The organism is Sulfitobacter sp. AS92, from assembly GCF_038900015.1.
Taxonomy (GTDB): Bacteria; Pseudomonadota; Alphaproteobacteria; order Rhodobacterales; family Rhodobacteraceae; genus Sulfitobacter.
This window is the reverse complement of the sequence record NZ_JBBMQL010000011.1, coordinates 58,128-79,510: the sequence shown is the minus strand read 5'-3', so window position 1 is coordinate 79,510 and position 21,383 is coordinate 58,128. Positions and strand designations below refer to the sequence as shown.

The 21,383-nt window shown below is 55.8% G+C and carries 19 protein-coding genes and 4 pseudogenes; 14 read left to right on the top strand and 9 right to left on the bottom strand.

The features are described 5' to 3' along the window. The coding region (locus WNY61_RS16465) for an IS66 family transposase (protein ID WP_342852532.1) at positions 1–1,218 on the top strand (1,218 nt) is incomplete at its 5' end. 30 nt (positions 1,219–1,248) lie between these two features. Here the strand turns inward: WNY61_RS16465 and WNY61_RS16460 are convergent. Beyond that, a pseudogene (locus WNY61_RS16460) lies at positions 1,249–1,578 on the bottom strand (IS6 family transposase); the annotation flags it as partial. Positions 1,579–1,664: 86 nt separating this feature from the next. Here WNY61_RS16460 and WNY61_RS16455 point away from each other — a divergent pair. Next, positions 1,665–1,880: pseudogene (locus tag WNY61_RS16455) on the top strand (DDE-type integrase/transposase/recombinase); the annotation flags it as partial. 25 nt (positions 1,881–1,905) lie between these two features. Here the strand turns inward: WNY61_RS16455 and WNY61_RS16450 are convergent. Continuing rightward, positions 1,906–3,636 carry a phosphoenolpyruvate hydrolase family protein gene (locus WNY61_RS16450; protein ID WP_342852531.1) on the bottom strand — a complete coding sequence of 577 codons (1,731 nt, stop codon included), beginning with the start codon at positions 3,634–3,636 and terminating at the stop codon, positions 1,906–1,908. After that, complete coding sequence (locus tag WNY61_RS16445; RefSeq protein WP_342852530.1) at positions 3,633–4,274, bottom strand: phosphoenolpyruvate hydrolase family protein; 642 nt, start codon at positions 4,272–4,274, stop codon at positions 3,633–3,635. Before WNY61_RS16445 ends, WNY61_RS16450 begins: the two co-directional genes overlap by 4 nt. Positions 4,275–4,492: 218 nt before the next feature. Between WNY61_RS16445 and WNY61_RS16440 the strand changes: the two genes are divergently transcribed. The 10 genes from WNY61_RS16440 (at position 4,493) to WNY61_RS16395 (ending at position 13,515) form a co-directional block, all read left to right on the top strand. After that, positions 4,493–5,326, top strand: a complete 834-nt coding sequence (locus tag WNY61_RS16440) for a branched-chain amino acid ABC transporter permease (protein WP_342852529.1) — start codon at positions 4,493–4,495, stop codon at positions 5,324–5,326. Beyond that, positions 5,323–6,297: a branched-chain amino acid ABC transporter permease gene (locus WNY61_RS16435; RefSeq protein WP_342852528.1), complete on the top strand. Its 975-nt coding sequence runs from the start codon at positions 5,323–5,325 to the stop codon at positions 6,295–6,297. Before WNY61_RS16440 ends, WNY61_RS16435 begins: the two co-directional genes overlap by 4 nt. 12 nt (positions 6,298–6,309) lie before the next feature. After that, positions 6,310–7,548: an ABC transporter substrate-binding protein gene (locus WNY61_RS16430; RefSeq protein WP_342852527.1), complete on the top strand. Its 1,239-nt coding sequence runs from the start codon at positions 6,310–6,312 to the stop codon at positions 7,546–7,548. Beyond that, on the top strand, positions 7,539–8,312 hold the full coding sequence (locus tag WNY61_RS16425; RefSeq protein WP_342852526.1) for an ABC transporter ATP-binding protein: 774 nt from the start codon (positions 7,539–7,541) through the stop codon (positions 8,310–8,312). The genes WNY61_RS16430 and WNY61_RS16425 overlap by 10 nt, the downstream gene beginning before the upstream one ends. Next, positions 8,302–9,021, top strand: coding sequence for an ABC transporter ATP-binding protein (locus tag WNY61_RS16420; RefSeq protein WP_342852525.1), 720 nt, complete (start codon positions 8,302–8,304; stop codon positions 9,019–9,021). Before WNY61_RS16425 ends, WNY61_RS16420 begins: the two co-directional genes overlap by 11 nt. Positions 9,022–9,035: 14 nt before the next feature. Then, a complete protein-coding gene (locus WNY61_RS16415) occupies positions 9,036–10,247 on the top strand; it encodes a Tm-1-like ATP-binding domain-containing protein (protein ID WP_342852524.1) in 1,212 nt (403 codons plus the stop codon). Continuing rightward, a complete protein-coding gene (locus WNY61_RS16410) occupies positions 10,180–11,094 on the top strand; it encodes a phosphoenolpyruvate hydrolase family protein (RefSeq protein WP_342852523.1) in 915 nt (304 codons plus the stop codon). The genes WNY61_RS16415 and WNY61_RS16410 overlap by 68 nt, the downstream gene beginning before the upstream one ends. A gap of 15 nt (positions 11,095–11,109) precedes the next feature. Continuing rightward, positions 11,110–11,553, top strand: a complete 444-nt coding sequence (locus WNY61_RS16405) for an SRPBCC family protein (RefSeq protein ID WP_342852522.1) — start codon at positions 11,110–11,112, stop codon at positions 11,551–11,553. 72 nt (positions 11,554–11,625) lie between these two features. Then, positions 11,626–12,336, top strand: a complete 711-nt coding sequence (locus WNY61_RS16400; protein WP_342852521.1) for an IS6 family transposase — start codon at positions 11,626–11,628, stop codon at positions 12,334–12,336. A 1,020-nt stretch (positions 12,337–13,356) separates the two neighbouring features. Beyond that, positions 13,357–13,515: a hypothetical protein gene (locus WNY61_RS16395; RefSeq protein ID WP_342852520.1), complete on the top strand. Its 159-nt coding sequence runs from the start codon at positions 13,357–13,359 to the stop codon at positions 13,513–13,515. Between the two features lie 506 nt (positions 13,516–14,021). On the opposite strand, the pseudogene WNY61_RS16390 reads toward WNY61_RS16395, so the two are convergent. Beyond that, positions 14,022–14,820: pseudogene (locus WNY61_RS16390) on the bottom strand (tyrosine-type recombinase/integrase); the annotation flags it as partial. 51 nt (positions 14,821–14,871) lie between these two features. Here WNY61_RS16390 and WNY61_RS16385 point away from each other — a divergent pair. Next, complete coding sequence (locus WNY61_RS16385; RefSeq protein WP_342852519.1) at positions 14,872–15,012, top strand: hypothetical protein; 141 nt, start codon at positions 14,872–14,874, stop codon at positions 15,010–15,012. A gap of 12 nt (positions 15,013–15,024) precedes the next feature. Then, positions 15,025–15,579: pseudogene (locus tag WNY61_RS16380) on the top strand (IS6 family transposase); the annotation flags it as partial. Between the two features lie 224 nt (positions 15,580–15,803). Here WNY61_RS16380 and WNY61_RS16375 read toward each other — a convergent pair. The 5 genes from WNY61_RS16375 to WNY61_RS16355 form a co-directional block, all read right to left on the bottom strand. Next, complete coding sequence (locus WNY61_RS16375) at positions 15,804–16,691, bottom strand: polysaccharide deacetylase family protein (RefSeq protein WP_342852518.1); 888 nt, start codon at positions 16,689–16,691, stop codon at positions 15,804–15,806. Further along, the gene (locus WNY61_RS16370) at positions 16,675–18,051 is read right to left on the bottom strand and encodes an amidase (RefSeq protein ID WP_342852517.1); all 1,377 of its coding nucleotides are present in this window, start codon (positions 18,049–18,051) and stop codon (positions 16,675–16,677) included. Before WNY61_RS16370 ends, WNY61_RS16375 begins: the two co-directional genes overlap by 17 nt. Before the next feature lie 16 nt (positions 18,052–18,067). After that, positions 18,068–18,217, bottom strand: a complete 150-nt coding sequence (locus WNY61_RS16365; RefSeq protein WP_342852516.1) for a hypothetical protein — start codon at positions 18,215–18,217, stop codon at positions 18,068–18,070. Next, positions 18,217–20,166 carry a TRAP transporter permease gene (locus tag WNY61_RS16360; RefSeq protein WP_342852515.1) on the bottom strand — a complete coding sequence of 650 codons (1,950 nt, stop codon included), beginning with the start codon at positions 20,164–20,166 and terminating at the stop codon, positions 18,217–18,219. Before WNY61_RS16360 ends, WNY61_RS16365 begins: the two co-directional genes overlap by 1 nt. A gap of 82 nt (positions 20,167–20,248) precedes the next feature. Next, entirely contained in the window at positions 20,249–21,226 is a 978-nt protein-coding gene (locus tag WNY61_RS16355) for a TAXI family TRAP transporter solute-binding subunit (RefSeq protein WP_342852514.1), read from the bottom strand. Positions 21,227–21,383: the final 157 nt, after the last annotated feature.

Below are 21,383 nucleotides of genomic sequence, written 5' to 3'. Positions count from 1 at the left end.
GATCTGCGCGTGGTGGGCGAGGATGTCAGCGAACTGCTCGACATGATCGCCGCCCAGATGAAGGTAATCCAGATCGCTCGGATCAAGAAATCTTGTCGGCGCTGCGAACGGATGGTGCAAGAACCTGCGCCCAGCCGTCCGATCCCCGGCAGCATGGCCGGGCCGAACCTCTTGGCGCATGTGTTGGTCTCGAAGTTCGACGATCATCTGCCTCTCTACCGCCAGCATGAAATCTTCGAGCGTATGAGGGCCGACATCCCCGAAAGCACACTTGTGGGCTGGTGCGGCCGCGCCATGAAGACACTATCGCCGCTGATCGAGCGGATCGATGCGGACATCTTGGGTAGCGACCTTCTACACGCGGACGATACCCCAATCCGGGTATTGGACCGTTCCCGAAGAGACAAAGGGTTGGGGAAAGGCGTGAAGCAAGGCCGGATCTGGACCTATGTGCGTGACCAGCGCCCGTGGGCGGGAGATGCGCCACCCGGCGCCGTCTATCGGTTCGCTCCCAACTGGAAGGAAGAGCACGTTCTGAGCCATCTGGCCAATGCCCGCGGCATTCTGCAAGCGGACGGCTACAAGGGCTATGCCAAGCTCTACGCGCCTCAATCCGATGGCCCGCCGCGTTTGCGCGAAGCGGCCTGTTGGGCGCACCTACGACGAGACTTCCACGACTTTTGGACCTCAACCAAGTCCGAGATTGCGCGTGAGGCGCTCGACCGGATCGGTAAGTTCTACGATATTGAGCGCGACATCAACGGCCAGGCTGCAAAGGCCCGCCTTGCGGCCCGTCAAAGGCTGAGCCGACCAAAGGTGGAGGCCTTCTTTGATTGGTCCGAACAACAACTCCTGCGCATTCCCGGCAAGAGCGATCTGGCCAAAGCATTCCGCTATGGCCTCAGTCGTCGGGAGGCCTTCAGCCTGTTCCTGTCCGATGGTCGGGTCGCAATCGACAACAATCCAGCAGAGCGGGCTCTGCGCCCTATTGGTATTGGGCGAAAGAACTGGCTCTTTGCAGGGGCCGACACAGGTGCGGAAACCTTGGCTCGCGCTATGACTATTATCGAGACGGCAAAGCTAAACGGGCTCGACCCACAGGCATATCTCGCGGACGTTCTCGACCGCATCCACGACCCCAAAATCAATAAGCTCGACGAATTGCTGCCGTGGAACTGGAAGGCGTTGCCACAAGAAGCCGACAGTCAAGCCGCGTAAACTGCGGTACCGATGGAGCGCTTACGCTGTATCGCGGCGCTCAGACAGCATAAAATCAAGGGTTTGACCGTCCCGATCTACAGCAAGGTACAGATAGGTCCACTTGCCGCGAACCTTGATGTAGGTCTCGTCCATCCGCCAAGAGATGGCTGTCGGCTTCTTTCTGGCCTGCGCCCTTGCAGCGATCAGCGGCGAGAATTTTACCACCCAGCGGTTCAGCGTCGCATGATCGATTTCAACGCCGCGTTCGGCCATGATCTCCTCAAGATCCCGATACGAGACACCATAGCGCAAATAGAAAAACGCAGCATAAAGAATCACGCTTATTGGGAAAAGGTTACCTTTGAAATCAATCGTCACGGTTGGGTGCTCGCTTCCAAATTCAAAAGTCCGCTCCTACCACGCGCGAGCCAGTCCAACCAACCGCGAAAACTTTGCGACAGAACCTTCTGAAAGCTGCTGATCTGATCACCGCACCAGACTACGTGGTGATCAAGGCTGCTGAAGAGTTCTCGGACAAGACCACGGCGATTCACGAAATGTGGCAGACTGACTTCAGCTACTTCAAGATCATCGGTTGGGGCTGGTATTACCTGTCCACCATCCTCGACGACTACAGCCGCTACAACATCCCTTGGAAGATTTGCACAAATATGCGTACTGCATCAATCTTTCAGCCGAAGCTGGCTATACGAGCAAGCCGTATTTCTTGATTTTACTGTAAAGGGTGCGAGTCGTCATGCCGAGCTCTTGAGCGGTTTGGGCCCGTCGGAAACCGTTGCGCGCCAATGCTTCTGATATCCAGTCGCTTTCTGATAGGGATGCGGGAGCTGGAGGGCGAATAGCTTCAGAGATCTGCCGCTGAAATTGAGGCGCTTGTGCTAGGAAGTCGAAAGCACCCTTCCCGATTGTCGATCCTTCAGATGTGCGGAGCGCACGGATCAGTGCGTTTCGCAACTCCCTTACATTCCCCGGCCAAGAATGTTCCATAAGCAGGCGCAAGGCCGCATTTGAAAACTTTGGTGTACTTCCTTGCTGCAATGACCTGCCAATATGCTCTGTAAGTTCTGGTATGTCATCAACGCGTGCCCGAAGCGGGGGGACGTCGAATGTATGCGCGGAAATACGATATAGCAGATCTGTGCGAAACGACTGACTTTCAACCAGTTCTGGTGCGGTCTTCAAGGACGTCGATACGACGCGCGCCGTGACTTGCCGTGCGGTCGTATCCCCGATCCGCTGAACAAGGCCATCCTCCACAAAGGCGAGGATTTTGCCCTGAAGGCTATGCGTTAATGTTCCGACTTCCTCAAAGATCAGCATGCCCCCAGATGCCAGCTCCAAAACTCCCCTTTGACTGGCGTTACCGCCACGGGTACCCGCAGCGATACCAAGCAGCTGTTGAGCGCCGTTGTCGGCATCAAGTGCCGCGCAATCAACGACCACTGGTCGTCTCGCAGGAGTAAATCCGGTTTCATAGAGCTGGGAGGCGATAAGCGATTTACCCGTTCCTGTCTCGCCCGCAATTAGAACGTGGATATCTTCATGCGCGATTTCGGCGATTTCTCTGCGCAAGGACTGCATCGCAGTTGAATTGCCGACCAGCGCTGGAGGTGGGCCTAGGGCATGTGATTTAGACTGCGCAAGGTAAGGGATGGCGGTAAAGCTACGGGTTACATCTCTAAGCGTTTGCTCAAGCGGCAGGCGGTCAAGCGTTGAGCCAGCAACGAAACCTTCGACGCCGCTGATCCGTGTGACTGCCAGGGCTTGCTCAGGAGAGGTGATGGGGCCACCGTGACATAGCTTGTCAACCGAGGTCGGAACGCCGTCCAGAACGCGATCAATCAAAGCCGCGGCGCTTTCGACAGTTAGATGTGTTGTGACACCAGTTCCTCCACCGGTGAAGCCGATATTGACGCAGATGGCATCTGCTCCTGACTGCGACATTTGACGAGCCTGCGCGTTGCTTCGAACATAGGCGAAGGACTTTAGGCCCTGGAAGGTGGCCCGTTCGATCAGCTTTAGTTCCCGGGCAAAGCCAAGACTTTCGCGCTCGAACAACGCGCCAAGCCTACCGTCGATCGAAGTTGTGGTCGGAAAATTGCAGACCCCTGCAAATCCCAATGCACTGACACGTTCCAGCAGTTCATCAATATCGAGTTGGGGGTCGCTAACCGACAGACCCGCATAAATCGGCCCCGTGCAGCGGCCCAGCATTTCGCGCTCGGCAAACTCCATCACCCAGTCGTTGGCAGAGCGCACAGGCAGAAAACTGGTCAGGGACGACGCGCCCTGAACGCGAAACCGTCCAGCATTCAATGCCAGTAGATAATCTGCGCCCGCCTTATCGGCCGCCTGTGCAGTAAGCCCAGAGCCTACGACGGCGCCGAACAAGAAGTTTTTCTTCAGCGAACTCATGGCGCGGCCTCAAGGCAAACAAATCCATCGACTGGCAAGTTTCTCAAGGAAAGCCTGCATTCGTGCCAGACGGACGTATAGGCCAGAATTATTGGCCTGCGCTGGTCTTCTCTCAAGGCGTCTACCAACCGTGATAGAGAGCCCAAAAGCATCTCATTCGCGTTGGTATCTTCCGTATTGAGTATGCCGGGATGCAAGACCAAGGTTTTTAAACCCGCTTCGAGCGCGGAGCGAGCTTGGTCCAAGGACCTGAAGAAAGCCATTGCCTTGAGACCAGCGGTCTGGGCGCGGGCCAGATAGGCATACTCAGATTCAGGCGAGGCAGGAATCGTAGACATCGATTGACGCAACGCACCATCCAGCAAAATTGAAGATGGCCAATTTGTAATACCCAAGTAACCCATCTCAGTGAGCTGCCGAAAAATCGCAGCCTCTGATCCGAATGGATCACTGGCCAGAATGGCGGCCCAGTCCCCGCCGCGTTGCGTTTCACGCAAGGTTCGGTTGTGATCCATTCGCGGCATTAGGAACGCGAGGTCGGCCTGCGCCGCGCTCAGCCCTCGCAAGCTAGGGCAAAAGATGGTTTCGGGGCGGGATAGTTCGCTGCAAAGCGTGCCGGTAAGGAGATATTCCATCATGGGTGCGAACCTAGCAATGATCGGAAATTTTCGGAAGGTTTTTCTCTTATTTCCGATTCTGGCTGCGTTAGGAAATATTCCTTCTTTTTAATGTACTGTTATCAAAGGATAAAAAATTCCTCGGATGAACCAAAATAGTTTCGTGGCCAAGACGTTTCCCCGCAAACTAGGTGTCGGGAGGCCACATGATTTTTTTCTTAATCGTTACACTGAACGGTTTGACGCTTGCTGCGCTGTATTTTTTGGCAGCCAGCGGTTTTAGCTTGATCTTTGGTCTGATGCGCACCGTGAACATGGCGCATGGCGCGCTTTTGATGTTGGGCGGGTACGTGGGCTATAGCGTGGTCGACGCGACCGGTTCGTGGGCGATTGGTGTGATGGTGGGTGGTCTTGCCGCCGCTGCTGCAGGCGCCCTCGTGCAGGCCGGCGTTCTAGGGTGGATGCAAGGTGACGAATTGCGTCAGACGCTGGCGTCGATTGCGGTGTCTATCATCATGGCCGATCTTTTGCTGTGGTATTGGGGTGGGGTGACCTACCAAGTCGAGCTCCCTGAGGCGTTGTCAGGCGGGCGTCGATTGCCATTACTCGGCGTTGGCTATGCGAACATCAGGCTCGCGTTGATCGGTTTTGCTTTGGTGACGGGCCTATTATTATGGATGTTCATTCAAAAAACTCGCATGGGCGCTATCATCCGTGCTGGTGTTGATGACCAGCAGATGTTGCGCGCGTTGGGCTATCCGATCAACAAGATCTTCATTCTGGTGTTTGCCCTTGGCGGTATGCTCGCCGGTATGGCGGGGGTCATTGCAGCCAGCGCATTGTCCATCGCGCCGGGAACCGATTTGCAATTTCTGCTGTCATCACTGGTCGTGGTTATTGTCGGCGGAATGGGTTCGGTCGGAGGAGCGGCATTAGGTGCGATTTTGGTCGGGTTGGCCGAGCAATATGGCTTGGCCTATGCGCCCACCTACGGAGTTGTCTTTACCTTTGCCATCATGGTCCTCGTGCTTGCTGTGCGTCCGCAAGGTCTATTGGGGAGGGCAGAGCGATGAGATACACAGTAATCTTCATACCAATGCTGTTGATGCCTTTGGTGCTGAACGATTTCTGGCTAACCCAGGTTTTGACCCGTTCCTTGATCTTAGGGATTGTGGCGCTCAGCCTCAGCTTTCTGGCGACATACTTAGGCGTTGTGTCGTTCGCCCAAGCGGGAATAGCAGGAGCAGGCGGCTACACAATCGCGTATTTCGGTCCTAACACCGTTGCAATTGGAGTTGAGCTCCCGTTTTGGGTTTCGATTCCGCTTGCCTTAATTTGCGCAACGGTTTTCGGCGGGATGATCGGTCTCGTAGCGCGCCGTTCGCGGGGCATCTATGCCATCATGATCACCCTCGCGGTCGGCGTCGCATTTTTCTACTTCACCCGGCAAAACTATACGCTGTTCAACGGGTGGACAGGCTTTTCGGGCGTCCGCGCTCCTATGATCGGCGGCACCAGCCTGCGTGAGCCCGCACCGTTCTACGTCCTGTCCCTTACCGCAGCAATTGCGTCTATGGTGCTTGTCAGCGGTTTCGTACGCTCGCCGATGGGATTGTCCATTCAAGCGGTACGCGCCGCGCCGGGGCGGGTTATGGCACTGGGCATTCCAGTCACGACGCCAATTATGGCCGCTTTTGCCTTTTCGGGCTTTCTTGCAGGTACCGGTGGCATTCTGAATGTCTGGTATCAGGAGCGCATTTCGTCGTTTTCGGTCGGGTTGGGACCAATCATCGACATTCTGATTATCGCGGTCATTGGCGGTCTGCGCCATCCCGGCGGCGCCTTTGTCGGCGCCATCGTCTTTGTTCTGCTCGACACTTTCGCTGTCGATCTAGTGGACCGCGAACGCTTCAACACGTTGATTGGCACTGTGTTGCTTTTGATCGTCATTCTGGCCCCCAACGGGCTTTTGCAACTGGCCTTGGACGGCGCTGCAAAACTGCGCCGACACAACCACAACCAACAAAATATGAGCAACCAATAGGGAGGAACTATCATGAACAAGCTCAAACTGGCCGTCTCGGCACTTGCACTTAGCGCAGCCGCTGGAACAGCATCCGCAGAGGATATCAAGATCGGTCTGATCTCTATTCTTGAAGGCAACTTCGCAGTATCGGGAACGGATGCTATCCGTGGCGCTGAAATTGCAATTCAGGAATTCGAGGGCAGCGTCGATGGCAACAAGATCGAGATGATCTCAATGTCATCAGACGGCAGCCCCGACACAGCTGCCGCTGCAGCACGCAAACTGATTGAGCAGGACGGCGTTGATATCATCCTTGGCCCGCTGAGTGGCTCTGAGGGACTGGCGCTGCGCGACCTTTCGAAATCCTATCCCGGTGTGACCTTTATCAACGGTTCTTCTGCGGCGCAGGATACAACTTTGCGTGAATCCTCCGACAACTTCTTTCGCTTCGGCGGGGACGGTGCGCAATGGATGGTCGGCGTAGGCGAATATGCCTTTAACGAACTGGGGTATGAAACGGTCGCGATTGTCGCGGAAGACTACTCTTTCCCGTATACCCAAGTGCTAGGGTTTATGTCAGAATTCTGTGCTGCCGGGGGCACGGTGCCAGAGAAGTTCTGGACCCCGATTGGAAACTCCGACTACTCCTCCGTTGTCTATTCTATCCCTCAAAACGTTGATGCGATCTTTGTCGCACTTGGTGGGGCCGACGCTGTGAACTTTCTGACGCAATACGATCAGGCAGGCGGGGACAAGCCGATCATCGGTGGGTCTACGACGATTGACCAGTCCATCCTCGAATCCAAAGGGCCCTTCAAAAAACTGTTGATTGGCGCTCCCGCCGGTACGCCGACGGTCGGTGATTATGATGGTGAAGGATGGCAGACCTTCGTGAACGCCTACAACACCAACTATCCAGACGCGTTTTCGGCGCCGTCTATTTTCGCGCACCATTATTACATGGCAGCCACCGCTGCCCTCCTGGCCCTCGACGAGGTGGATGCGGATCTATCGAACGATCACGCCGCATACCGCGAAGCCCTGAGCAATCTGTCCTTTACGGCACCGACCGGCGGCACCATGCGGCTAGACGAAAACCGCAATGGCATCGTCGATAACTTTGTGACCGAAGTTTACGAGCGCGAAGACGGAACCTTGGGCAATCGTGTGATCAAGGTCGTGCGCGATGTGAACCAATCCCTCGGTCAGGACCCCGAAGCGTTCCTTGCTGCGGGTCCGGTAAGCCGGGACAACCCTTCGTGCCCGTAAATGCGCACCATAATACCATCAATGCCCTAGAGGTCCGGGGCATTGGTAAACGCTTTGGTGGGTTTTGGGCCGTGCAGGATATCAATCTCACGGTCCGTCCCGGCGAACGTCGGGCTATTCTAGGTCCGAACGGAGCCGGTAAGACTAGCCTCTTCAATGTGTTGACGGGCGATACCGATGCCAGTGCCGGAACAATCCGAATGTTCGGAACAGACATTACACGCAGCCCGATCACCAAGCGGATTAGACTTGGCCTGCGCCGCACCTATCAGCACGCGAACCTATTCAACGGCCTGACAGTGCGCGATACTTTGTTTCTAGCCGTGGCAGGGGTCAGAGGCGGCTGGCGCCAGCTTTTACCGCTCAAATCAGGTGATCCGCGCCTGCAAGAAGCCGAACGGCTGGCCGAAATCGCAGGTATCCACAGCTTTTTAGAATACGATGTCGCAGTCCTCAGCCATGGCCAGCGCCGCCAGTTGGAAATCGGGATTGCGCTTGCGGAAAACCCCAGGCTACTGCTGCTTGATGAACCCGCGGCAGGTCTTTCCCCCGCCGAGCGCCCGAAACTAAGCGCTCTTCTGACGTCTTTGCCAGAGGATGTCACTGTGATCTTGATCGAGCATGATATGGAGATCGCATTGAAAACCTGTGAAAGCGTCTCGGTCCTTTTTAATGGTCAGCTGCTTGCCGAGGGCGCACCAGACCAAATCATGAATAACGAAGACGTTCACCGTGTTTATATCGGGGGCGCGCATGGCCACTGACGCATTATTGCAAATCGAAGGTCTCGATCTTCGCTACGGATCCAGCCACGTACTGCATGGCGTGCCCCTACAGGTTGATCAGAAACCCTTGGGCATTCTGGGACGCAATGGCATGGGTAAGACCAGCCTGTGTCAGGCAATCATGGGCATGCAGCCCGTCTCAAACGGGACAATCCGTTTCGCGGGCGAAGACATTACGACGGCACCGCCAGAAAAACGCGCCCGCATGGGCATTGGCTATGTGCCGCAAGGACGGCGTGTTTTCCGGTCACTTACCGTGGCAGAGCATCTGCGCATCGTGGCGCAAAAGGGAGGTGCTTGGACTATCGAACGGGTCTATGAAACCTTCCCGCGGCTTAAAGAACGGCGCCAGAACCTTGGGGATCGACTGTCGGGCGGTGAACAGCAGATGTTGGCCATAGGCCGCGCGCTTCTTCTGAACCCCAAATTGATAGTGCTGGATGAGCCGACCGAAGGGCTGGCGCCTGCCATTGTCTCTGATGTGATCGATCTGATCCGCATGATTTCGGACGAGGGGATCGCAGTGCTGCTGGTCGAACAGAACATGCATGCAGCGCTGGCTGCCGTGCAGGATGTAGCCATCATGGTTGGCGGGCAAGTGGTTGAAACCTGTCGTGCTGAGACGCTGAAAGGTGATGCTGATCTGCAAAAGCGTCATCTGGGTGTCGAACCGGGTCAAAAGGGATGAGGGGGAGAGCGTCAATGTCTGGAAGAAAAGCCTATGTTGTCGGCACAGCAGATACGAAGGCAGCAGAGCTGTGCTATGTCCGCGATTTAATCGCTGCGGCCGGACAGGAAACCGTGCTGGTGAATGTTGGCATCCAAGGAGGTGAGGAGGGGGTTGATGTAACTGCCGCAGAAGTCGCTGCGTGTCATTCAGAGGGCCCGGTAGCCGTTTTCGTGAATGACCGCGGACAGGCTGTGGTCGAGATGGCGCATGCCCTCACGGCCTTTTTACAAGGTCGGGACGATATCGGCGGAATTATCGGACTAGGCGGTTCTGGCGGTTCCGGAATCATTGCGCCCGCCATGCAGGCGCTGCCTATCGGTACGCCAAAGGTGCTGGTTTCCACTTTGGCCTCCGGTGATGTTTCGGCCTATGTAGGCGCCTCTGACGTCAACATGTTTCACCCGGTTACGGATGTTTCTGGGCTGAACCGGATATCTCGCAGGCTGCTGGGCAATGCTGCTCATGCGATGGCAGGCATGATGCAATTTAAGATATCTGTCGTGCAAGATGACCGGCCCGCTGTTGTCCTGTCCATGTTTGGAGTCACCACAGCTGCGGTGCAGATGATCACCGAAGGGCTGGAAGATCGGTTTGATTGTCTGGTATTCCACGCCACTGGCAACGGTGGCCGCTCAATGGAGCAATTGATTTCACAGGGCGATGTAACCGGTGTTCTGGACATTACGACAACCGAAATTTGCGACTTGCTGACGGGCGGCTTCCTCAGCGCTGGTGAAGAGCGGCTGGATAGTATTGCGCAAACCAAGCTGCCCTATGTGGGGTCGTGCGGCGCGCTGGACATGGCGAATTTCTGGGGGCCGGAAACAGTTCCTGCACAATTTAAGGATCGCCAGTTCTATCATCACAACGCGCAGGTAACCTTGATGCGCGCGACACCCGAAGACTCGGCCCAAATCGGAGCGTGGATTGGTGAAAAACTGAACAAATGCGACGGACCCGTGCGGTTTTTGTTACCGCTTCGGGGTGTTTCGGCGCTCGATATTCAAGGCGGGCCATTCCATAACCCGGCGGCGTCTAATGCCTTATTCAATGCGCTGCGCGCTACGGTTGTGCAAACCCGCGATCGGCAGTTGGTCGAACTGGATATGCATATAAATGATCCCGCCTTCGCGGAGGCAGCGATCAGCAACTTTAACGAAATTTACGAACAGAAGGGTGACTGATATGGCCGTTACTGGGCGGAAGAATATCCTTACAAAGCTACGTGCCAAAGTCGCTCGAAAAGAGGTCATTATAGGCGGTGGCGCAGGCACGGGCCTATCGGCCAAATGTGAGGAAGCGGGCGGGATCGACCTGATTGTGATCTACAATTCAGGCCGCTACCGCATGGCGGGACGCGGCTCGCTCGCGGGATATATGTCGTATGGAAATGCGAACGAGATTGTGTTGGATATGGGGCGGGAGGTTTTGCCCGTTGTCAAAAATGTCCCTGTTCTGGCGGGTGTGAACGCGACCGATCCTTTTTGCATAATGGACAGCTTTTTAGATGAGCTTGCCGGTATGGGCTTCGCTGGCATACAAAATTTCCCTACGGTCGGCATCATCGATGGCCGCTTCCGCGAAGAGCTCGAGGCCACCGGCATGAGCTACGAAATGGAAGTGGAAGCCATTGCCAAGGCACATGCTCGCGATCTTTTGACAACGCCTTATGTCTTCAGTGCAGATAACGCCGCTAAGATGGCAAAGGCTGGGGCTGATGTCATCGTTGCCCATTTTGGATTGACCGCGGGCGGCTCCATCGGGGCGAAAGACAGTGCGCCCAGTATTGAAGAATGCGCGCGTCTTTACAATGAGTGGACTGCGGCGGCACGCGCGGAGCGCGATGATCTGATTTTCATTTGCCATGGGGGGCCATTGGCCGAACCGGAGGATGCGCAGAAGTTTCTCGATCTGTGCCCCGACTGTCACGGCTTTTACGGCGCTTCGTCGATGGAGCGTTTGCCGACCGAGCGCGCTATCGTTGCCCAGACTGCCGAATTCGGTGAGTTGCGCATTGGCGCAGTTTCTTAGATTAAGGATTCTATAATGATCAGAGCATATTCATCCACGATTATTGCCTTTCCAGTCGACCAGGTTTGGGAACGCGTGCGCGATTTCAACGGTTTGCCGAGCTGGCATCCCGCCGCCACCGACAGCCAGATCGAAGAAGGTCACGCTAACGGCGAAGTCGGCTGTGTGCGTAACTTTGCGCTGGCGGACGGGTCTGGGCGCATTCGCGAGACACTCTTGTCGATATCTAACCCCGATCGGTCACTGACCTATGACATGCAGCCTGGCGGGCCTTTGCCGTTTGTGAACTATATCGCAAAAATGACATTTTCTGAGATCACTGACCGCAATGAGACCTTTGCCGAATGGCGGGCCGAATTCGAGGCGGGTGACGGTCAAACAGACCATTGGCACCAGTTTGTAGCCAAGGACGTATTCCTAGGTGGGTTTGCGGCGTTAGAAAAAAGCTTTGCCAACTGACGCCTATAAGTCGAGGAGTCAGCAGGGCATTGCCAAGTTGTTCAGCGTGCATGATCAGGCTATTTCAACGTCATGAGAATCCCAACCAGTGTCCTGCGCCTGAAGGGCTTCCGGTTCCCTCGCGAAATCATCGCATACGCTGTTTGGGCTTACCATCGCTTCGCAATGAGCACGGCCGACGTCGAAGACCTGCTGGCCGAGCGCGGTGTGATTGTAAGCCGGGAAGCGATCCGGTTGTGGGTCAATCGCTTTGGTCCACATTTCGCAAATTGCGTCCGGCGCGATCGTCCTCGCCCCAATGACAAATGGCATCTGGATGAGGTCGTTATTTCGATTCGAGGGAAGAAACATTGGCTGTGGCGTGCCGTCGACGCGGAAGGGGACATCCTCGACATTCTCGTGCAAACGCGACGAAACGCTAAAGCAGCCAAGCGGTTTCTCCAAAGGCTGATCAATCAGTTCGGCGAGCCGAGGGTCGTGATCACCGACAAGCTGCGCAGCTATGTCAAGCCGATCAAAACATTGGCACCGGACGCCGACCACCGCGCCCACAAGCGATTGAACAACGCCATCGAAGGATCACACAGGCCTACCCGGAAGCGAGAGAAGATATTCGGCCGGTTCAAGTCACATCGGCAGGCTCAGAGGTTTCTATCCGCTCACGATCAGATCAACCTGATTTTCCGTCCCCGCCGATTTCAACTCACCGCAAACTCATATCGCCGCGCCCGAGCTGACGCGTTCAGCCTCGGGGCAGAATACACCATCGAGATGATGGCGTAATTCACAGACTAGCAAAACCCTACGACACGCGGCCAACAACTTGGCAATGCCATTGCCACCGTTAAAAGAAGCGAGAAACGCATCTCCTCGCGTGACAGCCTCGGCGACGACGCGGTCTTGGTAAAGCCGGTGGGACGGCGCGCGGACGCCTACCGGTGGTCTATCTCTACGAGGTCGATGACGGCTGACTTTCTGGCCCACGCACATGGCCCCGTTCTACGTCATGACGGTTTCGGAATCTTCGGAAGGGCAGGGGGCTCTAATAGCGGCTCGGACCAGCCTTTCGGTGAAGCTATGCAAGGCATGACATTCCGGGAGTTGAGGACTGCGGCGCGCATGATGATCGCACGGAAGAACTGGTCTTCGTGCCCGCACTCTCCCGAAGATCCGCATCGCATAGCGGCTGCACTGCCGCAGCAATATCGCTGCCCTGCGCATGGTGTGGAGTTTCGGGACGCCACAAGCGAGACCCGTCCGACTGGTCCGGTAAGAATTGCTTCAAGAAACTTGAAGGGCATGCTGAGGCCAGTGCCGCGCCTCTCGATGCCTGGGCGCGCAGCGCGGGGCAGCGAGACCTGAAAGCGCCAGCAGTGCTTCAGGTTCGATTTTGTGACCGCCGGATTCTCCGGCAGGCAGTTACTGCCGTCGTTCCCGAATACGATCAGGTGGCGAGTATCGTTGCTGAGGCGCATAATCGAAAGGCACTAACGGGTTGCTCATGGCGAATGAATGAAACTTACGTCAAATTGAAGGGCGACTAGGCATACCTGTACCGCGCGATCGACAAGCAAAAACCTTGATTTCATGCAATTTGAGCGCCGCGACGAAGCTGCAGCTACTAAGTTTGTCGAGGAAGCCATCGGCAATAACGGTTGGCCGGACAACGTTGTAGACGAAAGCGGATCGAATAGGTCGGCCTGTTCAACATGAACTACTTACTCGTGATGTGCGGCTGGTGTTGATTGATTACTGTGCGGCTAATAAAATATCTCAACAATATCATTGAAGCAAGATTACCGTTTGATCAAGAAACTTACCCGGCCGATTCAGTCCTCCAAACCGCTGAAATCCGCTTCGGGCACTCTTGCCGGGATCGAAGTCGCGCATATGATCCGGAAAGGTCAGCTTGATCAGTCAGAACAGTCTGGCTTCGCGCAGTTCGCTGCGCTCGCTGGATAAATGTGTCCGGCAGCAGACCCACCTGCGGCTCCGCAGAAGCTTCGCGACACCACCTTATCAAGTCTCCGCAACCTTATACCGCCACGTTCACAACGAGGCATTCTGCCTCTGGGCTGAATACACCGCTGACATGACGGCACAACCCGGCCCATGCTATCCGTCACAGTCTGATGCAATCAACTTGGCAAAGCCGTTGAATGCAGTAAAATACTTTAGTATTAAACTCGGGATTGTAGAGCGGAATTTTTCTTGGTAGCTAAGCATGAATCACATCGTCTTGAAAAACCATTCGTTTTCAACATGTGACCAGCCAAAGGGCGATAAGATCGCAAAGCTCCACGCTGTTGGATGATCGACGCAGCCCGTGCGATAGTGATTCCCTCGCAAGGTATTGCCAAGTTGTTCCTTCCCAATTGTGACGTTTCTTTTTGGTTGGCGGTCAGGCGGCCATTTCAGCGGTGTATTGGTTCCGGAGGTTGAAAGCATCGGTGCGGGCGTAGCGGTATGACATAGCGCTCGTCGACTTCGGCGGAGCTGGCTAGACCGGCGCGCAGGCTGTGGCCAGAGAACAGAGCGAGGCGGTTCTTCTCAGGCAGGTCCGACCGGATGCCCGCGACCAGCACCGTACGTTTGATCAGGCGCGCAACTGCTTGTCGTTCAGTCTCGTTTCCGATGCGCGTTTGCCATCCCGGAGGTGCCGACGAAGACTGGACCAAAATCGATCTTTGCGAAGTGCAACCATTGCTCGAGCGCATGCACGGGGCAGGTTTGACCCTTGGACCCGCGGCCAATCTCGACCTCACGCCAGCCAGTCTTGGCATTGAGGGTGAGCAGGGCGCCTTTGTCGAAGACCTCGATCCAACAGCCCGAGTCCGACGTGTCGTCCTTGTGAACGTCAAGGCTGACAATTTCGGAGCGGCGGAGGCCCCCGGCATAGCCGAGGAGCAACATAGCCCGATCTCTGAACCCGCGCAGGTCGTAAGGCAAGGTGGCCACCATTCCGAGAATGTCCTCGGCGAGGATCGCTTCCTTCTGCACCGGTGGACGCGCGTGCTTGCGCTTGATCCCGGCCAGTACGGTGGCGATGTGGCGGTTCTTGCGATCAAGTGTGAACCCGCGCTGCGCATAGTTCCAGGCAAGGCCTGACAGGCGACGGACGATGGTGCTGACCGATAGGGCAGGGGAGAGGCCGGCTGCAAGGTAGAGCCCGATCATTTCGGGCGACGGGGGCAGAGGCTCCGCGCCCTTCATCCGGCACCAGCGCCGGAAATGCGCCCAATCCTTGGCATAGGCCTTCAGGGGGGACTGTTGCATTAACGAAGCCACTTGGCGACGATCATGATTTGGAGGTCGAGCATGCCACGCAAATCGCCGTTCAAGCGCCATCGCTTTCCCCGGGAAATCATTCTCTGCGCTATTCGTTGGTATCTGCGATATCCGTTGTCCTACCAGGATGTCGTTGATCTTCTGGAAGAGCGCGGGATCACGGTCGATTGATCAACAGTCTTTCGCTGGGTCCAGAAGTTCTCGCCTGAACTGACGAAGCGCACTGAGAGGCATCTGCGTCGCGCAAGCGTCGATTGGCACGTTGACGAAACCTACATTCGGGTCGGTGGCAAATGGCGCTATCTCTGGCGCGCCCTTGATGCAAACGGTCAAATGGTTGATTTCCGCCTCACCGCCCGGCGGGATGCAAAAGCAGCAAAGGCCTTTCTCAGCAAGGCGATCGAGCGCGTGAGACTTCATCGGCCGGTCACCATTGTCACAGACAAAGCCCCGACCTACCGGCGCGTCATCCGCGAGATCAATCATCTATATGACCGGCATTTTGACAGCATCCGGCACATCGACCGAAAGTGGCGCAACAACCTGATCGAAAGCGATCATGCGGCCACCAAACGGCTCCTCGGATACCACCAGAGCTTTCGTTCCTTGCGAACCGCCAAAACGACGCTGAGCGGCATCGAAACCATCCGAACGATCAAGCGAGGTCACATCCACTACAAGCAGCCGGGCGTTCGAGGTGAGATCCAGTTCATCAGCGAACTTTTCGCGGACGCATAATCCAAGGCTCTTCCCTACGCATTCATGGCCTTCGCAAATTTACGCAACAGTCCCGTTCACACCTACCCTAACGATCCATAGGTCATGCATGCGTCGAGCTTAACACTATTACTAATACTGTTAAATTTACACGACCGTCGGGTGTCGAGTTACGGCTAATAATTTACCGGTCCTCAGCTAAACCTTTTCCTTACGTAGACGTCCCAAGGAAAACGATTATGCGATCAAGTCTTGCCCGGGTACGGAAGTTGCCGAACATACCAATCACAAATTTCGTTGCCTTGCATGAACACTACCCCATCCTGTGATTTCAGATAATCCAACATTTCCTCAAAATATCGGATGCGATGCGCAGCCCCCGATACGTAGGGATGGACGCCAAAGGACATAACCCGAACCGAGTTTTCACCCTCCTTCAGCAATCGCGCACAAGCATCGCGGGCCCTTTCCAGCATCGCATCTGATCGGTGCGGGGCGCTCACCATGATGGTAATATCATTAAGTTCGACAGAATATGGCAAGGACACCAGTGGTTTGGTTTTTGACTTCACCCAGAGCGGTTGATCATCAAGGATCCAGTCGCCGAACCAGTCATATCCGGCGTCGCCTACCTGATCGAGGGTCTCGAAGGTTTGCGTGCGGCCCGGCCCCAGCCAGCCCCGGGGGCGGGTACCGGTAAACTTTTCCAAGATATCGGCGGACTGACAGATCATCGCCGCAGGGTCTTCGATCGCATGAATCGACATCTGTTCATAGCAATGGGCCATAAACTCCCACTTGGCATCGACTGCAGCCTGCGGCACTTCGGGTATAGTTTCGCAAACCTTGGCATTCAGAGACAGAGTTGGACGGATATCTCGAGATTTGAACGCTTCAAGCAAACGCCAGAAACCGACGCGCATGCCGTATTCATGCCAAGTCCAGTTAGGCACGTCGGGCACGCTTTTGTTGCCGCCAGGCGCGGGCGATACCTGTCGAGGCATTGGACGATTGATATCCCATTCTTCGACATTCACCACTGGCCAAACGATCAGCCGTATTCCTTCAGGCGCGGTTAATGGCGCTCGCGTATAAGGGGTCGAAAAGCTTAGTCGTTCACGTGGGGCTGGCATATGGATTTCCTTCGGGTAAGCTGTGATCAAGCAAGGGAGGGCGCGTAGGCCAAGCTGCGGCGATCTCGTAGACGCGTGCCACACTAAGTACTTTGGCGTCCGTGCCAGCCGCGCCGACCACCTGCATTCCAATGGGTAGGCCGTTTCCAGCGAAGCCGATTGGCAAGGCGACGGCGGGGAGACCAGCGAGGTTGAAAGGTGTGCGCGCTTGCTGGTCATAGGTGCGGTCGATTTCCGCGGGGTCGTCGATCCGGCACGGGAGCATTAAGCTGGACACGCAGACGGCGGCATCTACGGTGGACAGTGCTGCCTGCATCTTCTCTGTCAGGGTGCGCCGCAGGCGCTGTGCATTGATATAGGTGGCGGCATCGATCGTGCGTCCCGCAAGCAGTCGAGTGCGGCCGCGCTGGCTATAGTCCTCGGCCCGCGCCTCCAGCCAGGGTTTGTGCAGAGCATACGCTTCAGCCTGCAAGATCAAACGACCGCAACCTGTATAAGCGGATAAAGGTGGGACGGTCAGGGGAACCAGTTCGGCACTCAGATCGCGCAGTAAATCGAGAGCGGTTGCAAAAGCGGTGCTGATTTCCGGCATTGCCCCTTCGGAAAACTCACCGAGTATGCCTATACGTTTGCCGCGCAAAGTATTGTCGCGAGAATTCGTTTCAAAATCGAAGGCTATGCCGGGATCACATAAACACCTGAACAGAATTGCTGAATCTTCGACACTGCGCGTCAACGTCCCAAGATGATCCAATGACCACGACAGCGGAAAAACACCCTTGGTGTTGATGGTTGCTGCGGTAGGCTTAAATCCCACAATCCCACAAGCGGTGGCCGGATGTCGCACCGATCCAGCAGTATCGGTGCCCAGTGCGGCTGGTGCCATCCGGGCCGCAACCGCAACCGCCGAGCCCGAGGACGAGCCGCCTGGATGATGATCTCGATTCCAAGGGTTGCGCGCCGGTGGCCAAGGCAGATCGAATGCTGGCCCGCCCGTAGCAAATTCGTGCAGTGCAGTTTTGCCAATGATCAGCGCCCCGGCAGCGCGCAATCGTCCGATGACCGACGCGTCATGCACCGCCTTGGCGATTGGGGAGACACTGGAATGGCAGGTTGTTGGTTGACCCTCGATGTCAATGATATCTTTGATGGCGACGGGAATACCGTGCAGTGGCCCTATCCGATCCCCGTTGCGGTAGCGGGCATCTACGAGGTCGGCCTGATGCCGGGCACTGTCGGCCATGACATTCAGGAAGGCATTCAGATCTGTATCGTGCCGGGCGATAACTGCCAAATGGGCTTCAAGATAATCACGCGCACGCAAGCTTCCAGCGCAAAGGCGGCGTGCTGCCTCTACCATTGTAAGGTCAGTCAGATCAGCGAGCATCGGTATGGGACGCTGGGCGCAGGGTAGCAGGCAGATCCGCCAGCCAACGAGCGACGAAGACGGCCTGCGCGTCGGCGTTGCGCTTAAGGAAAACGCGGTCTTCAGGCGATAACCGCGCCAACAGGGACCACTTTTCCATTAGATTGGCTCATTAGTTGCACTGTCCACAGAAGCATCGGGGCCGTGCTTTGGGACGCCGACTACCCGGTGCAACAAAATGAGCAGAGCGATAACCCCGATGCCGACAAGATCGGTAACCCAGCCCGGCGCGATCAGGGCCAATGCCGAGACAGAGAACAACGTGCGCATTACCCAGCCCACCTGCCGGCTTAGCAAGAAGCCGATCACAGCAACCGCCAACGCCCAGACACCGATTACAGCAGAGATCACGGAGATCGCGATGTTCATCTTGCTGCCGTGCAGGATCAGTTCTGGCGAATAGACGATCATGTAGGGGATAATGAAACCGGCCAACGCTAGTTGGAACGCCTTGACCCCGACGGCAAAGGGATTCGCCCCGGCTATAGAGCCTGCCGGAATAGCCACCAGGGCCACCGGTGGTGTAATGCCGCTGAGGCAGGCGAAGTAAAAGATAAAAAGATGCGCTGGCAATAGCTCTACACCTAGATCATTCAGCGCCGGGGCAAGCACCGAAGCAGATACGATATAGGCAGCAGTAGTTGGTAAGCCCATGCTGAGGATAATGGTTACGATCATCGTCAGCACCAGTGCTAAGATCATGGACCCGCCAGAGATATCCGCAACCCAGGCCGACAGACGCAGTCCCGTGCCGGTCAGCGACAGCAGACCCATGATAAGCCCGGCTGCAGCGCAACTGATGATAACTTCTAGCGACCCTCTTGTGCCTTGGAGTGCGGTATCAGCCAGGCGCTTCGGTGACAGGCGCGACTCGACGCGTATCCAAGAGACGATCAGCAACGCAGCCATTGAGAACAGTGCCGCACGAACTGGCGAAACGTTTTCGACAGCAAGCATCCAGACCAGAACGAAAATCGGAATCAGCAGATGGCCCCAAGCCTTGAGCACAATACGCGCCTTCGGCAGCTGGTGAGCTGGCATACCGCGCAAGCCTAGGCGTGCTGCCTCCAAATCGACGATGATATATACGCTGAGGAAATACAGCATCGCCGGGAATATCGCTGCAAGGACAATATCACCATACGGCACTCGGACGAACTCAGCCATCAAGAAGGCGCCAGCGCCCATGATTGGAGGCATTATCTGTCCGCCGGTCGAGGCAACTGCCTCGACAGCACCCGCAAAAACTGGGCGAAAACCGGTCCTCTTCATTAGCGGAATGGTTAGGGCCCCGGTGGTCACGACATTGCCGATTCCAGTGCCTGAAACAGTGCCCATCAAGGCGCTGGCAAAGATGCTGACTTTACCTGGCCCCCCACGAGCACGGCCCGCCACGCTATAGGCTAAATCCATATAGAAGTCGCCGGCGCGAGAATGCTGCAGCATAGCCCCGAACAATACAAAGAGGTAGATATAAGTTGATGAAACACCTAGAGGAATTCCATAAAGGCCATCCATGCTAAACAGGAAGCTTATCGTACGCTCCCAGCTAAACGAACGATTGACGAGGATGCCGGGCGCATGGCTGCCGAACAACGCATAGGCTAGCAGCACCAGAACAATGCTCACCAGCGCCCAACCGACTGCTCGTCGGGTCAGTTCCAAGACGATGGCCATAATTATGATACCGAAAAACAGGTCCCATTCTGTCGGCCTAACACCATAGCGAAAGATCATCTGCGGGCCTTGAATGATCACATAGGCTGTTGAAGCGAGCCCGCCGAGGATCAGCAGATAGTCAAACCAGTGAACCCGATGAGCCTGCCCCTTCCATCCCGCATAGAAAAGCGGGATGAGCACAAGGCCAATAGTCAGATGTGCGGCGCGCAGGTTCAGTACGCCCGGCGAATGAATCCCCAGCCAATAAATGTGACTAAGGGCTGCAAGAATACAGAATGCAATGATTGTATAGGACGCCCAACCAGTGAATGAACGACGCATGGCCGAAATTGAGGGTTTGCCGTCGGTGTCCTGTCCTGCGTCGGGCATCTATGCATACTCATTATTTAGATGTGATCAGAGAGAAAAGTGGCGGCCAGCTCTCAAGCATAGCCGTCACTCTGTATGGTCGTTATTGCGCTGGCGGTGGGGCCAAACGCATCTCGACGCCGAGGTTTTCGTAATAGGCGGAGGCCGCCGGATGGATAGGTGTCGGAATGCCGCGCACGTTTTCCAGTCGCGTTTCGGAAAAGTTTGGATGTGCCTGCGCTAGACGATCAGTATTGGCATAGACTGCGTCGAGAATTGCGACAACGAAATCATCCGGCAGATCACTGGTGCCGATCATGAAGTTCATCTGACCGATGGTTTGCAGATCGGATGACAGCCCACCATAGGTATCCGCTGATAGGGACACTGGCGCGTAATACGGGTACGCATCTAGGAAGCCAGAGATTTGTTCGTCACTCAGTTGCAGGAAGTGCAGTTCCCGGTTGACCTCAAGCTCTTGGAGGAAACCGGCGGGATGGCCCGCGATATACAGAATAGCATCAGCCAAACCGTCGCGAAGCAATCCGCCAGTATCTTCCCAACTGGCGTTTACATAGCGCGCGGGGTCAATGTCGAGATAGTCGGTTAACTCGCGAGCGATGGTATCACTGCCGCCACCCGGCACGCCGACGGCCAACTCTTTGCCAGCTAGATCCTCGACGCTCTCAATGCCTGAATCAGCCAGCGTCACAATAGTCATATAAGTTGGAAATGCAGGGTGAAGGCCCACAAAGTCGCGGTACTGTTCTTCTGCCCATGCCAACCCATTATAGCCTAGGTAGGCTTGACTGCTTGCAGTGATGCCGAAGTCTGTCTCTCCTGTGCTGACCAGAATTATGTTCTGCGATGAGCCGCCAGGCTCTTGGGTGATAGTCAAGCCAGGAATGGCTTTCGAAACCACGTCGATCCATGCCGCGACATAGGTGACGTACAGGCTGCCGCCCACTTGGCTGGATGCCGACATTACCGGCGTAGGCGGTGTAACGTTGGATTGTGCCAGCGCGCTGTCAGCACTGAATGCCATTAACAGACCGCAGCCTGCGGATTTGAATAAGTTCATCGATGTCTCCTCCCTTTTGTGTTCAGGGTGACCCGGGGGGGCACCTGATCGTAGTGCTACGTTGGTAGTATCTCTCCTGTTGTCCGCGAATGATTGAAAAGTGAATTTAGATTTTCCCTTTTGGAAAAAGTCCTTATCGCAGTAACCGTTTTTATTT